General features: G+C 56.8%; 13 protein-coding genes and 2 tRNA genes. 12 read left to right on the forward strand and 3 right to left on the reverse strand.

Annotated features, from left to right (window positions below; genetic code table 11):
* Positions 1-42: 42 nt before the first annotated feature.
* Complete coding sequence (gene fdhD, locus J2S62_RS06200) at positions 43-1,011, forward strand: formate dehydrogenase accessory sulfurtransferase FdhD (protein WP_310172634.1); 969 nt, start codon at positions 43-45, stop codon at positions 1,009-1,011.
* Between the two features lie 202 nt (positions 1,012-1,213).
* Here the strand turns inward: fdhD and J2S62_RS06205 are convergent, their stop codons facing one another.
* Complete coding sequence (locus J2S62_RS06205) at positions 1,214-3,142, reverse strand: HNH endonuclease (RefSeq protein WP_310172636.1); 1,929 nt, start codon at positions 3,140-3,142, stop codon at positions 1,214-1,216.
* 210 nt (positions 3,143-3,352) lie between these two features.
* On the opposite strand from J2S62_RS06205, the gene J2S62_RS06210 reads away from it, so the two are divergent.
* Positions 3,353-4,018 carry a DUF6318 family protein gene (locus J2S62_RS06210; protein WP_310172639.1) on the forward strand — a complete coding sequence of 222 codons (666 nt, stop codon included), beginning with the start codon at positions 3,353-3,355 and terminating at the stop codon, positions 4,016-4,018.
* Positions 4,019-4,338: 320 nt separating this feature from the next.
* On the forward strand, positions 4,339-4,935 hold the full coding sequence (locus J2S62_RS06215; protein ID WP_310172642.1) for a hypothetical protein: 597 nt from the start codon (positions 4,339-4,341) through the stop codon (positions 4,933-4,935).
* Between the two features lies 1 nt (position 4,936).
* Here J2S62_RS06215 and pepN read toward each other — a convergent pair whose 3' ends face one another.
* Complete coding sequence (gene pepN, locus J2S62_RS06220; RefSeq protein ID WP_310172644.1) at positions 4,937-7,405, reverse strand: aminopeptidase N; 2,469 nt, start codon at positions 7,403-7,405, stop codon at positions 4,937-4,939.
* A 104-nt stretch (positions 7,406-7,509) separates the two neighbouring features.
* On the opposite strand from pepN, the gene J2S62_RS06225 reads away from it, so the two are divergent.
* Genes J2S62_RS06225 through J2S62_RS06240 form a run of 4 tightly spaced genes read left to right on the forward strand, consistent with a single transcriptional unit; the run spans position 7,510 to position 10,644 of the window.
* Positions 7,510-8,016 (forward strand): ribose-5-phosphate isomerase, encoded by a 507-nt coding sequence (locus J2S62_RS06225; RefSeq protein ID WP_310172646.1) that lies wholly within the window; start codon positions 7,510-7,512, stop codon positions 8,014-8,016.
* Positions 8,016-8,885, forward strand: a complete 870-nt coding sequence (locus tag J2S62_RS06230) for an Fpg/Nei family DNA glycosylase (RefSeq protein WP_310172648.1) — start codon at positions 8,016-8,018, stop codon at positions 8,883-8,885. Before J2S62_RS06225 ends, J2S62_RS06230 begins: the two co-directional genes overlap by 1 nt.
* Before the next feature lie 51 nt (positions 8,886-8,936).
* Complete coding sequence (gene lipB / locus J2S62_RS06235) at positions 8,937-9,605, forward strand: lipoyl(octanoyl) transferase LipB (protein ID WP_310172650.1); 669 nt, start codon at positions 8,937-8,939, stop codon at positions 9,603-9,605.
* The gene (locus tag J2S62_RS06240; RefSeq protein ID WP_310172652.1) at positions 9,583-10,644 is read left to right on the forward strand and encodes a lipoyl synthase; all 1,062 of its coding nucleotides are present in this window, start codon (positions 9,583-9,585) and stop codon (positions 10,642-10,644) included. Before lipB ends, J2S62_RS06240 begins: the two co-directional genes overlap by 23 nt.
* 76 nt (positions 10,645-10,720) lie before the next feature.
* Here the strand turns inward: J2S62_RS06240 and J2S62_RS06245 are convergent, their stop codons facing one another.
* Positions 10,721-11,026, reverse strand: coding sequence for a hypothetical protein (locus tag J2S62_RS06245; protein WP_310172654.1), 306 nt, complete (start codon positions 11,024-11,026; stop codon positions 10,721-10,723).
* Positions 11,027-11,274: 248 nt separating this feature from the next.
* On the opposite strand from J2S62_RS06245, the gene J2S62_RS06250 reads away from it, so the two are divergent.
* The 5 genes from J2S62_RS06250 (at position 11,275) to J2S62_RS06270 (ending at position 14,690) form a co-directional block, all read left to right on the forward strand.
* Positions 11,275-11,345 (forward strand) — tRNA-Gly (locus J2S62_RS06250).
* Positions 11,346-11,677: 332 nt separating this feature from the next.
* Positions 11,678-11,751 (forward strand) — tRNA-Pro (locus tag J2S62_RS06255).
* An 84-nt stretch (positions 11,752-11,835) separates the two neighbouring features.
* Positions 11,836-13,188, forward strand: coding sequence for a trigger factor (gene tig / locus J2S62_RS06260; protein ID WP_310172656.1), 1,353 nt, complete (start codon positions 11,836-11,838; stop codon positions 13,186-13,188).
* Positions 13,189-13,395: 207 nt separating this feature from the next.
* On the forward strand, positions 13,396-13,992 hold the full coding sequence (locus J2S62_RS06265) for an ATP-dependent Clp protease proteolytic subunit (RefSeq protein ID WP_310175752.1): 597 nt from the start codon (positions 13,396-13,398) through the stop codon (positions 13,990-13,992).
* A 50-nt stretch (positions 13,993-14,042) separates the two neighbouring features.
* The gene (locus tag J2S62_RS06270) at positions 14,043-14,690 is read left to right on the forward strand and encodes an ATP-dependent Clp protease proteolytic subunit (RefSeq protein ID WP_310172658.1); all 648 of its coding nucleotides are present in this window, start codon (positions 14,043-14,045) and stop codon (positions 14,688-14,690) included.
* Positions 14,691-14,742 lie beyond the last annotated feature (52 nt).

Genomic DNA, 14,742 nt, shown 5'->3' on the forward strand with positions numbered 1-14,742 from the left:
AACACGCTGCCATTAAGTAACCGGTCCCGTTAGGATGGAGCTATGCGTTCTTCTCAAGCTCGAGTACGGGTCGCCCGCGTCACCAAAGACGGCGGCCGCACGCACCGTGCCGACACGTTAGCCGTCGAAGAGCCACTCGAAATCCGAGTCAATGGGACGAGACTGGCGGTCACCATGCGCACCCCGGTGCATGATTTTTCCTTGGCCGTAGGTTTTGCCTTGTCAGAGGGCATTATCAACTCCGCCGACGACGTGACCAGCGTGCGTTATTGCCAAAAGGATCAAGGGCCAAAGGGTTTGAACTCAGTAGGAAGTATTGGTTTCGGTCCGGAGGCATCCGCCGCAATAGCAGCCCCATTGAGTCTGGGCTCGTTTTCTGGCGCTGCCGGGGCTGTCGAGGACACCTCAGACAACGTTGTCGACATAACCTTGGCCGCACACGTGCCAGACCCCGCCGTGGGCGTACAACGTCAGCTCGTGGTCAACTCCTCCTGTGGGCTCTGTGGTCGGCAGTCATTAGACGAAGTACACCAGAACGGCTGCTACCCACTTGACGCGCGCTCTGAGTTCACGCTCTATGAAGATACAGTCATGGGCCTGCCGGACCAGCTGAGTGAGGCCCAGAAGGTCTTTGCCAAAACCGGGGGACTGCATGGGGCTGGCATTTACGATGTGGACACCGGAGAAATGCTCGTGGTCCGCGAAGACGTTGGCCGACATAACGCAGTCGATAAGGTGTTGGGCTGGGCACTCATGGAAGGTCTGCTTCCGCTGAGTCGCCAGGTACTGGTGACCTCGTCGCGGGCAAGCTTCGAGCTGGTACAAAAAGCCGCAATGGCTGGGATGCCGATGCTGGTGGCTGTTTCCGCGCCGTCTTCACTGGCGGTAGAACTAGCCAAAGAGTCCGGGATGACACTGGTGGGATTCACCCGTGGCCACCGTTGCGTGATCTATGCGGGTGAGGAACGCATTGTCCCTCCCGCAAGCCAAGCATCCGAAGCTACCGCCTAGACCTGGCAGCCTCGCTTCACGCAATTGTTCTAATGCCTGCAGGACTGTTGCATCTGCAAACGCATGTACTTCCCGACGATCTAGTGCTGTACCGCTATACGGTCTCCTCCAACACGGAAGACTCAGTAGAGCCGACGCACATAAAGACTCCCTAAAGCTGACCGGGTTTTGCCAGCTCTAGGGAGTCCGCTTGTTTATGGGGTCAGTTTTGCCAAAAGTAGTTTTGGCGAGGTTGCTGGGCCGGGTCGATGAGTGGGTGCTGAATAAACTGCCAGGCGCCATCGACATGTTCAATGGTCAGCATTTTCGCGTGCAGACTCTGATGGTGGTGTGAGCACAAGGTGATGCCGTTGTCTGTGCTGGTCTCACCATTGTTGGACCAGTATTCAATGTGGTGAAGTTCGCACCAAGCAGCAGGCCAGTGGCAGCCGGGCACCGCACAACCACGGTCGCGCGCCAGGATGGCCCGTCTGATGGCTTTGGGAAATTGATATTGTTGTCGCCCAATGGACAGTATTTCACGGGCACCGGTGAGGGTGACGGGCGAAACACTGACATCACACAGCAGTCTCAGCAAGATCTCGGGCGGGTAGTAAGCGGTATAAATCCCATGGCCAATGCGAGGTTGCAGGCGATCGAGGTTCTGATCGTCAAGAATCTCTTTGAGATTTGTGGTCTTCGGTGATGGAAACTGAACTATTGCGTCGTCATCTTCATGGGAGGTGGAAGTACCATCGAGAGGACTCTCGTGTGGCGGACCCTCAACGACGGTGGAAGTGTCCTCGGTAGGCGGAGTGGGTAGTGCGATAACCTCGGCCGACCCAGTATCGCCGATGGGACCGCTCGGAGTATCGGGTGGATCTATTCCTGACACCTCAGATTCCGTAGCGAGTGGAGAACCTTGGCCCAGCTCGGACTCGTTGCCCTCTTCTAGTCGAGCTTTGGCGAGCATTTTCAACAGTTTCTCGCGCCTGGGTGCCGTAACGTCAGGGAGTAACTCACCGAGTTGATCCCGAAGATGGCGCACCAGGGTCGGGTAATCAGCGAGCACGACCAGTTGCGTATGTTTGCCGTTAGTACCCGGTAAATCCGTATGCTTCAGGTTCGCGATGGCAAATTTCAATGCGTCACGCAGAGCATGCATGGCCCGTTGGCCACGGGTGCGACGGTCAGGGATCCCCTCGGACTCGTCTGCAGGAAGGCTAGATTGTTCAGACTGTTCAGCTTGGGAATCTTTCTCAGTCTCACTGGCGGTGTCTGTACTGGCGCGTGGGTTGTTCAGCAGGGCCGCTATGAGATGGAGTGCTTCGTTGAGCTCCGCATCGGCGACGACGCTCCACTTGGTGGCATTGGGATTACCACGGACTGGGCCTTCACATCGCAGCATATGCATGGCCTCGGTCTGAGCCGAAGTGAATTGCTGGTCGGGTGGATCCATGGCTGCGATAAGATCTGCTTTTCGTCGCCTCACATAACGGCTGAACTCTTCTGGAGTAGTGTTTTCAATTTTCTCCGCCAGATCCCGCTCGACAACCTGCTGGAGTTGGTCGCGGAAAGCCTGATCTTTGCCAGCAGTCGCCGCATGCTCGTCAAGTTCACTCAACATATTGACTGCTGTCGCTAATTTTGATGGATGCAATGTGCCCTCGGCCTGCAACGCGCCGAGCAGTGGATACTGAGTGTCACCCACGGCCAGATCCTGGTCGCGCTCTGGATCTGACGCCCGAGCCGGGGTGAGACTGCGCGAGAGTTTCAACCGGCCAGTAGCCTCGAAGGCCCGCAAACCGTGCGTTTTCGCGATGAAGTCCTTTGCATCGCGAAACGGAGTCTTTCCCTTGGGTAGTTCTATAGTGGAACGCAGTCGAGGTTCGGTAAACGCATCTTCGAGTAGGCCGGCATACCGATGCTGCAAAGGCGCAAGCGCTCTGGCAGTTGCTTCTAGCTGTACCGAACGTTCCAGGACGCCATCGGTTGGTAGCTCGGGCTCGAGAGCGTTGAGATGCTGGATGATACCCCGCACGACACCGTGGAACTCGTCGACGGACAGTTGTTCCCAAGCGACCTGACCATCCGACACAGGCACAGCCAGGTCGTCTAGAGCTGCCGTATCAGTCAGCTGGGTAGTCGTCATTGGGACATCACCTCCGTTCAATCCAGTCCCACCATCATCGTGAATTTGATCGAACTGCGGCGCCAAAGAGAATAGATCTGTGGATAAAGCACCAAGTGCGCACATTCTGCTGAATTCTCCACAGTGTGAATGTGAGGTCTGGCATAGTCGCATCATTGGGGCTAACTTGTTTTGAGCAGTCTTTTTTACGTACTCCTTGAAAGTGTCTTCATGCAATCCTCCCCGAAGAAGTCTGTGTATGCTCGCACGCTCACATTTCTCACCTCCTCCGTCCTGTTTCTCGCACTAGTCGGCTGTTCCAATACCGACGATGCAAGTCCCGACCTCGACGAAACCACCGACGCATCGGCTTCAGAGACCACAGAATTTGTCCCAGCGTCGGAGGAAGGTCCGGCGCAAAACGTACCGGAACCGCGGCTGCCAGCGGTTACTACAGAGCATTCTCATGAGGGTGCCTACGCAGCGCTTGAATATTTCTGGGAAGCAGAATCGTACGCCAGTCTTACAGGAGATAGCGGGCCACTATCAATTGTCTCAAGCGAAGACTGCGCTTTTTGTACTGAATCGATCGAAGGTTGGCCACAGAATTATGACGAGGGTTACTGGAGCGTAATGGATGGTGATATCGAAGTCGACGTGACAGAAGTTGTAATTTCTGACGAGGAAGATGAAAACCAGAACGTGGCCCATGTCTACTTCGAACTGACGGAACCTCCGACGGATTTCTTCAATAAGGAAGGCATGCGGTTGGAGGAAAGCTTCGACTCGTCAGAGGTAACAGGATGGCTGGCTGAGTTAGTTTACGATCCAACAGCGCAATCGTGGAATGTGAAGTGGATCGGCTTGGAAGAAGACATTGTTTGGGATGAGTCGTGAGTCTGCGTTCATTTCGCTATTTTCTAGCCGGTCTTTGGCTCGTGGTAGCAATACTTACTGCATCGGTTACTCGGCCGTCGATGCTAGCCGTAGCGGACATGGAAGGTAGCTCGGATGGCCAGTCCATCCAGGTTCGCAAAAGTGAACGCCAAACATTGCAGCGCGGCACGGTTAGCCGGCCTGGCGGAACGCGTTACCAGACGAACCACAGAGCCGCCCCCAGTGATAGAGAGCGAAATAACAATCCGGCAGTCGGACGGTCAACGGATAACTCCGCGACAGAACCACGATGCCTAAACCGTAGTGAACGACTCGCTGCGATGACGCAAAATCGGGAGTGTGATCCCACTATTGCGCCCGAAGTTGGGGTGAACCCAAGGCCACAAGATCCGGCCCCGGTGGTAAATAACGCGCCGGGAATTATCGAGGAACCGGTCGAAATCGTAATTACGGCTTCGGACCTACTGGAACTCATCCCTTCGACGCCACAAATATTGATGGACCGGGGTCCGTTCGGCCTCAAGAATGCTCACACGAATTTTTATGCCAGTGACCATAGCCCGCAAACGGTTACCCAAACGATGTTTGGCCAGCAGGTGACGATTACGGCCACACCCATCGAATATCGCTGGGACTATGGAGATGGTAACTCACTGGTCACCGAACTGCCCGGGTATCCGGTTGATGTATTCAACACTGAAACTGACACCAGTCACCAATACACCGACACCGGCTTGTATTCCGTCGGATTGACCACGGTCTTTGAAGGTACATATCAAGTCGACGGTGGAGCGACACAGCAGGTCAGCTCAACAGTGACGCAGCAGGCAGATCCGGTCGAGATCCGAATTTGGCGTGCCGTGACACGCAACGTGGACCAGACCTGCCAACAAAATCCGCAGGCGTGGGGATGCTGACCTAGAACGCGGCGCGAGCGGCCAGGGCGCGTAGCACGTCGTCGTGCAACTCGGTCAAAAGGCGCTTTAACCCGCTGTGCGGCGTGGTCTCGATGACAGCCAGCGTCTGTTCCGCGGTCTGCTCTGACACGGCCCAGGATGGGTAGAGCCCCAATGCCAGCGTTTCAGCGAGTTCATAACTATTTGCCGCCCACAGGTCACTGATCTGCTCAAAGTATCGCGACGTGTAGGGCTCAAGTAGTGCCTGCTCATGAACATCCATAAAGCCCATGACCATGTGTCGCAGCTCCATATTAGTAAGCGTGCCACCGGTCAGCTGCTCCCAAGTCTCGGCCTTGTGACGCTTCGTGGGTCTCATCGCCCGGGCTTGGATGGCAGCTAAGTAGCCGTTGGAAGTGTCATCTTCCTCCAGCGCCTCGTCAATTTCAGACTCACCGGCCTTGCACATGGCAACGAGGCGCTGCAGAGCAATCCAGGCCATGTCGGTCGAGACCGAGAAACCAGGCGGGCCTTGCTTGTGGGCAAGTTGGGCCACCTGCTCGGCGTGTTCCTCTCGGGCATGGCGCAAAAATGCTTGCACCAGCTGCAGTTGCAAGTCTGAGCCGGCATCAGCTTCTAAAACTAGGTGCCACAAGCGACCGGCCAGATGGTGACGATAGAGCGCGATTTGAGCGTCAGGGATAAACCGTTCGACGGAGGTGGCGGCTTGGCGCAGCAACGTGAACACCATTGATGAGTCGGTTTCGTGAGCGACGTGATCCAGCACGAGCTCAAGGAACCACGACGCCGAGGCTTCCGCATCGCGGGTTTGATCCCATGCAGTGGCCCACAATAACGACCGTGCCAGGGAATCGTCGACATCGCTGAGATGCTCGGTCAACGTGTGCATGCTGGTGGTATCGGGGCGCAGCTTCGCGTAGGTCAGATCGGCGTCGTTGACGAGCACCAGCGCGGAATCGGGGGCGTGAATCGTGGTGATTTCGGCGTTGAGGTCGGTTTCGACGTAGTCGGTCCGGGTGAGCTGCTTGGTTTCGTCGAAGTCATAAAAACCAATGCCGACGCGGTGTTGTCGCACCGGTTGTGACTGGGTGATGGTTACCCCGTTGCGTCGCTCCCAGCTCAATGTATTCACCCCGGTGGAATGCAGCCACTGCTCAGACCAGCCAGAAAGGTCCCGACCCGAGGCGGTTTCCAAGTGGCGCAATAGGTCAGAGAACTCAGTGTTGGACCAGGCGTGCTCGGCGAAATAACTGCGCACGCCGGCTAAGAACTGCTCCTGGCCCACCCATGCGACTAGTTGGCGCAGCACGGAAGCGCCCTTGGCGTAGGTAATCCCGTCAAAGTTACCGGCCACCGCGTCGAGGTCGACCATATCGGCTACGACCGGGTGGGTCGTGGACAGTTGGTCTTGCCGGTAGGCCCAGGATTTTTCGGTCGCATTGAACGTGGTCCAGGCGTGCGGGAAACCGGCGTCCACGGCCGCGAGGTGGGAGACGAATTCGGCAAAGGATTCACTGAGCCACAGGTCGTCCCACCACTTCATGGTCACTAGGTTGCCAAACCACATGTGGGCTAGTTCGTGCAGGATGGTGATGGCCCGACGCAGCACGGTGGCCTGGGGGACCGGCGAGCGGAAAATGTAATCCTCGAGAATCGTCACGGCGCCGACGTTTTCCATCGCGCCGGCGTTGAACTCGGGGACGAAGATTTGGTCGTATTTGCTATACGGGTAAGGCTGGGCAAAGTGCTGCTCGTAGAAGGCGAACCCGGCCTTGGTGATCGTCAAAATCTGGTCGGCGTCCACGTGTCGGGCTAGCGACCGGCGAGCCCACAACCCCAGCGGGACGGAAGCTTCAGGGGTGTCCCGAGAGTCCTCGGCCACCCGAATGTACTCGCCGGCAATCAGTGCGAACAGGTACGACGACATCACCGGGGTGGCACCAAACGTCCAGTGGGCGACATTACCGTCGACCACGTACTCGCCGGGCTCATTGGAGAGGACTTCCCAGTGGGCCGGGGCGGTGACGCGCAGCTCGAACGTGGCTTTGAGATCTGGCTGGTCAAAGACCGGGAAAATCCGACGCGCATCGGCCGGGGCGCACTGCGTGTAGAGGTATTCGGCTTCATCGTAAGGATCCACGTACCGGTGCAGGCCCTCACCGGTGGTCGAATACGGAGCCGAAGAGGTCACAACAAGTTCGTTGTCGGCCTGGAGGTCATCAAGTTTCAGCCGCACGCCGTCATAGGTCACCGCATGGCCATTGAGCATCGCGGATTCGACCTCGTGGCCGAGTAAATCAATGCTGGTGGCGTGCCCCAACGCCCCGGCTGACACCGAGAAATTGACGACGGTGTGGACCGCGAAGACCGCGTCGTCGGTCACATCGAGGTTGATCCGGTAGGAGTCGACCTCGAGCATGGCGGCACGGAGTTTGGCGTGGTCGCGGGTGATGGTGTCAGATGCGGGCACAGGCGGTCCTTTCAAATCAATGTCACCATTGTTTCACCAACACCCGGCCGGAGGTAACCCGGACTAAACTGAAGGCGACAATTTTTCTGATGCGAGGAGTCCACGTGCGCGTTCACATTGCCACCGATCACGCCGGCCTAGAGCTGTCCCAATACCTGATCGAAAACCTGACCGAAGCCGGTTATGAGATGATTGATCACGGCCCGCAAGAATATGACGCGCTGGATGACTATCCATCGTTCTGCATCAACGCGGCCAAGGCCGTGGTCGCGGATCGCCAGGCCGGACTCGACTCGCTGGGCATTGTCCTGGGTGGGTCAGGCAACGGCGAGCAAATCGCGGCCAATAAGGTCACCGGTGTTCGCGCCGCACTGGCCTGGAATATCTCCACCGCCCAACTGGCCCGCGAGCACAATAATGCCCAGGTCGTGGCCGTGGGAGGTCGTCAGCACGAACCCGCCGAAGCACTAGAAATCATCACCGCGTTCCTGACCGCGCAGTGGTCCGATGAGGAACGCCACGCCCGTCGCATCGACCAAATCGCTGAATTCGAGTCCACCGGGGAGATCCAGGGCTTTGAACTGGGTACCGAGGGGATTGCCAAGCCTTAATGCCAGAAGGTCACTCGATCCACCGGATTGCCCGGCACTTCGACGAGGTGTTCGTCAACCAAACGCTGCAGCTTTCCTCCCCGCAGGGCCGGTTTGCCGACGGTGCGAAATTGCTCGACGGGCATCGCGCCGTGGCCTCTGAAGCCTACGGGAAGCACTGGTTCCTCTACTTTGACAATGAACTGGTGCTCAACGTGCACCTGGGCATGTACGGGGCCTGGACGTTTGGTGGGCAACAACAGTCCTCCATCGGAGCGCCGCGCAAAATCGGCGAACAAGAAGACCACAACGATGCCGCCGTTGAGCTCACCGAACCGCGCCCCACTACGCGGGTGCGAATTATCGGCGATCACTCGTGGGCAGACCTTGTCGGGGCTTCAGTTTGTCGCACCTTGACCCTGGACGAGGCGCAAGACGTCATTGACGCGATCGGTCCTGACCCGTTGCGCGCTGATGCCGACCCGGAACGCTTCTACGATGCGGCGGCCAAAACCCGGCGACGCATCGGGGCGATCCTGATGGATCAAAAAGTCATCGGCGGCATCGGCAATATTTACCGCGCCGAGGGACTGTTCCGGCAGGATCTCAACCCGCACACCCCGGCCAATGCGATCCCACGTGAGATCCACGAAGCGATCTGGGAAGATCAGGTGCACTTGTTACACATCGGGGTCGAGACCGGGCGCATCATCACCACCGAACCCGAACACCGCCCGGGAATCCCGCTGGCCGAAGCATTTCCAGCACACGCCAATTACGTATATCAACGCCAGGGGCAGCAGTGTTTGGTGTGTGGCAAAGACGCGATCGTCGTCGAGCCGTTAGAAGCGCGCAAACTGTACTGGTGTACAGCGTGTCAGGGTGGCTAAACATTTCATAAAACCTTCTGGCACCACCCAAACTGTGGTTTAGTTGATGTCGTGCATGTCATAAATTTACTTGATACGGGTCTCAAAACGTACACCGCGATGGATCAGTTGCAACGCCAACTCCACGCGGAGATTGCTACCGGCCAGCACCCCAATGCGTGTCTAGTTTTCGAAGCGGAATCAACGTATACGGCCGGACGTCACACCCAGGCCCACGACATTATCGATGACACGCTACCGATTATCGAAACCGATCGAGCCGGGTCAATTACCTGGCACGGGCCCGGACAGCTGGTGTGCTACCCACTGGTGAAATTGGCCGCCCCGGTGGATGTCATCAAATACATTCGCGCCGTCGAAGGCGCCGTGCTAGACACGCTGCAACATACTTTCAATCTTGACGTGCACCGCATCGATGGGCGCGCCGGCGTGTGGATCGGTAACCGCAAGATCTCGGCCATTGGGCTGAAAATTTCGCAAGAGGCCACCCTGCATGGCATCTCGCTGAACGTCAACACCGACCCCGAGGTCGCATTCGCCGGGGTCATTCCGTGCGGTATTACCGATGCGACCGTGACCTCCATGGCCGCCGAGGGCGTCGACACCACCCTGGGTGCCGTCGTTGACCCGCTCATCGCCGCGCTAGCGAACAGACTTGAACCACTATTGGCACCAACACTGAGTGAAGGAGACGTCCATGTCTACCATCCCGCAGGCTGAAGGTCGCAAATTACTGCGCATTGAAGCCCGCAACGCCCAGGTCCCGCGCGAGCCACGACCCGAATGGCTCAAGACGCGTGCGACCGTGGGGCCGGAGTATAAGAACCTGAAATCTCAGGTGGCCAAGACTTCACTCAATACCGTATGTGCCGAGGCGAACTGCCCCAATATTTATGAATGCTGGGAAGACCGCGAAGCGTCGTTTCTCATCGGTGGGGCCGTGTGCACCCGCCGGTGCGGGTTCTGTGACATTGCCACCGGCAAGCCCGATGAGTACGACACCGAAGAGCCCTACCGGGTAGCAGAGTCCGTGGATGAGCTCGACCTGAACTACGTCACCGTGACCGGTGTGGCCCGCGATGACCTAGAAGACGGCGCTTCTTGGCTGTATGCCGAAACGGCTCGTGCGATCCATCAGCGCACCCCACACACCGGAGTGGAACTCTTGGTCGATGACTTCCGGGGCGGAGATGCTGCTCTACAGAAGATCTTCGACGCCAAGCCGGAAGTCTTTGCGCACAACCTCGAAACCGTGCCGCGGCTGATGAAGATCATTCGCCCGGCCTTCCGGTATGAGAAATCCCTGGCCGCGATCTCCAAAGCCCGCGATGCCGGACTGGTCACCAAATCCAACCTGATCTTAGGGATGGGGGAGACCACCGAAGAGATCGAAGACACCATCTTGGATCTCATCAATGCCGGCACACATATCATCACCATCACCCAGTACCTGCGCCCCTCACCGCTGCATCACCCGGTGGACCGCTGGGTCAAACCCGCAGAGTTCTTGCGCCTGCGTGATTACGCCTACGAACACGGTGCCGCCGCGGTGATGTCGGGGCCGCTGGTGCGCTCGTCCTATCGGTCAGGCAAACTCTACGTCGAGGCCATGCGGTTCTTGGGTCGGGAAATTCCCGAGCAGTTCCAGCATCTTGCCGACAACGCTGACATTCCAGCACGACAAGAAGCCGAGTCCGTCAGCGCGCGATTCACCGATACCGACGACGCCGCTGATATCCCCGCCGCATCCTTGACCTAAACTCCTCACAAACCATTGCAGCGCCTGCCCACGACGGGGAGGCGCTGCTGTGTTTGGAGAGCGGGTGGGCGGTCGGTTAGATGCCGTTGCTGCCGCCGCGCGAAAACTTCGACATCAGATCGTTGAGGTCGGATTCGGTCAGGGTGGCATCGCGCTCGATCCACGACTTATAGACCACTCGGATCATGTTTAACTCCGGCGACAGGGTGGTATCCACCCAATCATCAGCCTTGTACGTCACAACCTCTTCGGGAGTCACCACATCGACGGTCCCTTTATCGGGGTAGTGGTGGATAGCCTGAATAACCGCGACCGATTGGCCACCACGATAGATCAGTGTTTGTCCGACGTTGCGATGATCCAGTGTCTTTGCTTCAAACATTCGTTTTGTGTCCTTGAGTTTTCATGAAGTTCTGTGACGCTTGGCCTCATGTGGTCTCTGGCTGCGCCAGCGTTAATCCTAGGTGATGCAGTGCACGAAATGAACGTTCAACCGAGCGATCGGTGTGAATTGGCTGTGAACCCACTGGCAAGTCTGATCTGTCAGGACGCGACGATCCGATAGGCCTGATCGGATTTTGCAGGATCGACCGATACGCGTTATAGTTATGTTCGTTGCTCACGTAGCACGCGGATGTAGCTCAATGGTAGAGCCTCTGCCTTCCAAGCAGATAGTGCGAGTTCGATTCTCGTCATCCGCTCGAAGCTCTGATTCTTGCTCAGGTAGAATCAGAGCTTTTTTCGTCTCGAAAACCATGGCATCCTATAGCGCGGGTGTCTCTCACCGTCATACCGCACAGATTCTCTGGGTGGCTTATGCCGTGAGTACTAGCGCGCTAGACTATGGGTAAGGTCACGTTTTGAAGCGAGATCGTTGCAATACCGCCACGATGACAAAAGTTTTCAAAATACGCTCACTTCGATTTGGACTTTCGGAAATCTTTGTCATATAGTTATCTCTCGGCGCCATGGTGCGAGCCGCTAGAGGGTAAGACCGGATGGCGGATATTCCAGCAGGTCACTGACCTGATCGCGGGACGTAGCTCAGCTTGGTAGAGCGCGCGCTTTGGGAGCGTGAGGTCGCAGGTTCAAATCCTGTCGTCCCGACTGCATGGTGCTGTCGGAAGCATATGATGTAATTCGGCAAGTACCGAAACCATAGAAATTCCGATTAGAATCCAGGAGTCCTACGTGGTCCAATCCACCGTTGAAAACCTCGCCCCAACACGGGTAAAGCTCGAGGTAGAGGTCTCATATGAAGAACTCAAACCGCGTATCGATGCTACTTATAAATCTCTCGCAGACCAGATTCAGGTTCCTGGCTTCCGTAAGGGCAAAGTTCCGCCACGTTTGATCGACCAGCGGGTCGGTCGCGGTTTCGTCATTGAAAACGCTGTCAACGACAACCTTGACTCGTTCTTCCAAGAAGCGCTTCGTGAAAACGAACTCTCCCCACTGACTCGCCCAGAAGTCGATGTCACTTCTGTGCCAGGCAATGATGGAGAAGAAGAAGCCCCACTGAAGTTCAACACTGAATTCGACATTCGCCCCACTGTTGAACTGCCAGATTACAAAGGTCTGGAAGTCACCGTGGAGCCAGTCACTGTCACCGAAGAGCAAGAACAAAAAGTTCTTGACGAACTCCGTGAGCGCTTCGCCACGCTTGTTGATGTCGATCGTCCCGCAGAAAAGGGCGACAACGTCACCATCGCGCTGACCGCAACCGTTGACGACGAAGAAGTCGACAACGCCGAGGGCCTGTCATACGAAGTCGGATCTGGCACAATGCTCGATGGTCTCGATGAGGCTCTTGAAGGCCTTTCAGCCGGCGAAGATGCGATCTTCGAAACCACGCTTGCAGGCGGCGACCACTCCGGTGAGACCGCAACAGTCAAAGTTGTGCTGGAAGCCGTTAAAGAACGCGAACTGCCAGAAGCCGATGATGATTTCGCCCAGCTGGCTTCCGAGTTCGACACCATTGAAGAGCTCAAAGAGGACCTGAAGACTCAGGCCGCTGAAGAAGCGAAAACCGAACAAGGTGTTGAGGCTCGCGAAAAGGCGCTTGAAGAACTGCTGAAACTGGTCGAAGTTCCTGTGCCAGAGAGCATGCTTGCCGAACAGGTCGAGCAGCACTTCACTTCGCAAGGGCATACCGAAGGCGATGAACACGACACGCCAGAACACCGCGAAGAGGTGGAACAGAACTTCCGTGAAGCATTCGTCAACGAGGTAATCCTTGACGCTATCGCTGACGAAGAAGAAATCCAGGTCGAACAGAACGAGCTGATTGAGTACATCCTCAGCTCCGCATCACAGTACGGCATGGATCCAAACCAGTTTGCTCAGATGCTCGACCAAGCCGGCCAGGTCCCCATGATCATGGGCGAAGTCCGTCGTCGCAAAGCCCTGGCAGCTGTGCTCGAAGAAGCCAAGGTTGTCGATACCGAAGGTAACGAGGTCGACCTGTCGTTCTTCCTGAATCCAGAGGGTGCAGAAGAAGCCGAAGAGTCCGAAACAGAAACTGACGATGAAAAGAACGACTAAGTTCTGATCACACGCGAAGGTCCGCTCCTACACTAGGGGGTGGACCTTGGCTGTTTAAGATCACGGCCAACAGCGAAAACAGTGAGTCAACCCTGCTCAAGTTCTGTTTCGCACAGTAATGTCAGTGAAGACAAATAATTTTGCTAACCCAAACACGCCAGTGAAGGAAGGTAGGACGTCGTGACTGAATCGTCCAACGCACCACGAATGGCTTCGATCGAGCCAGCCAGCCGTGAAGACTACATCTACAACCGTTTGCTCAAAGAGCGCATCATTTGGCTTGGCTCAGAAGTACGGGATGACAACGCAAATGTGATCGCCTCACAGATGCTGCTGCTCAGCGCCGAAGACCCTGAAGCCGACATCTTCCTCTACATCAACTCTCCAGGTGGCTCCGTCACCGCGGGTATGGCCATTTACGACACCATGCAGCTCATTCCAAACGATGTTGTAACGGTTGCCATGGGCTTGGCCGCGTCGATGGGGCAGTTCCTGCTGTCCTCGGGCACCCCGGGCAAACGCTATGCCACCCCCCACGCCCGCATTCTGATGCACCAGCCATCGGGCGGTATTGGTGGTACCGAGTCTGATATTCGTATCCAGGCACAGCTGATCATGCACATGAAACAGGTCATGTCTGAACTCACCGCCGAACAGACCGGCCAGCCACTTGAGCGCATCCTCGAAGATAACGCCCGTGACAAGTGGTTCACTGCTGAAGAAGGTTTGGAATACGGCTTCTTCGACCACATCGCCTCCGGTACCGCCACGATGGTCGGTGGCGGCGGCCTCGACCGAGAATAGCCGGCAGCCCAGTCGCGTAACCGGAAACGATTTTTCTTCAGGAGACTTTAATGAATTTCGAAATGCCACAGGGCACCCCGGCAACCCCGATGCCTTCCAACCGCTACATCCTACCCCAGTTCGAGGAACGTACCCCGTACGGCTTCAAACGTCAGGACCCCTATGCACGTCTGTTCGAAGACCGCATCATCTTCTTGGGCACCCAGGTCGATGACGCCTCGGCCGATGACGTCATGGCCCAGCTGCTCGTATTGGAAGCCATGGACTCCGATCGGGATATCACCCTGTACATCAACTCGCCTGGTGGGTCCTTCACCGCGATGACTGCGATTTATGACACCATGCAGTTCATTCGCCCCGAGGTCCAAACAGTTGCCCTCGGACAGGCCGCCTCAGCTGCTGCTGTACTTCTAGCAGCCGGTGCACCAGGCAAACGTCTGGCCCTGCCAAACGCCCGCGTGCTGATTCACCAGCCATCGATGGGTGGGGACCGCGGTACGGCAACTGACTTGCAGATTCACGCTGATGAGTTGCTTCGTATCCGTACCTGGATGGAAGAGACCCTGGCGGATCACACCAACAAGACCGCGGATCAGGTGCGTGAGGATATTGATCGCGATAAGTTCCTGTCAGCCGCACAGGCCAAAGAGTACGGTCTGGTCGATGAAGTCCTCGAGTCGCGGAAGAAGACCGACTAAGAGTGTTTGATCAATGGCGCCCTACCACAGCGTGGGGCGCCATTGTTTACTT

This window comes from Enteractinococcus fodinae (genome assembly GCF_031458395.1).
GTDB lineage: Bacteria > Actinomycetota > Actinomycetes > Actinomycetales > Micrococcaceae > Yaniella > Yaniella fodinae.

Bases quoted from the DNA above. Each gene is read 5' to 3' on its own strand.
- fdhD (WP_310172634.1), top strand. From the start codon at position 43: ATGCGTTCTTCTCAAGCTCGAGTACGGGTCGCCCGCGTCACCAAAGAC.
- J2S62_RS06205 (WP_310172636.1), bottom strand. From the start codon at position 3,142: ATGACGACTACCCAGCTGACTGATACGGCAGCTCTAGACGACCTGGCT.
- J2S62_RS06210 (WP_310172639.1), top strand. From the start codon at position 3,353: ATGCAATCCTCCCCGAAGAAGTCTGTGTATGCTCGCACGCTCACATTT.
- J2S62_RS06215 (WP_310172642.1), top strand. From the start codon at position 4,339: ATGACGCAAAATCGGGAGTGTGATCCCACTATTGCGCCCGAAGTTGGG.
- J2S62_RS06230 (WP_310172648.1), top strand. From the start codon at position 8,016: ATGCCAGAAGGTCACTCGATCCACCGGATTGCCCGGCACTTCGACGAG.
- J2S62_RS06240 (WP_310172652.1), top strand. From the start codon at position 9,583: ATGTCTACCATCCCGCAGGCTGAAGGTCGCAAATTACTGCGCATTGAA.
- J2S62_RS06245 (WP_310172654.1), bottom strand. From the start codon at position 11,026: ATGTTTGAAGCAAAGACACTGGATCATCGCAACGTCGGACAAACACTG.
- J2S62_RS06265 (WP_310175752.1), top strand. From the start codon at position 13,396: ATGGCTTCGATCGAGCCAGCCAGCCGTGAAGACTACATCTACAACCGT.
- J2S62_RS06270 (WP_310172658.1), top strand. From the start codon at position 14,043: ATGAATTTCGAAATGCCACAGGGCACCCCGGCAACCCCGATGCCTTCC.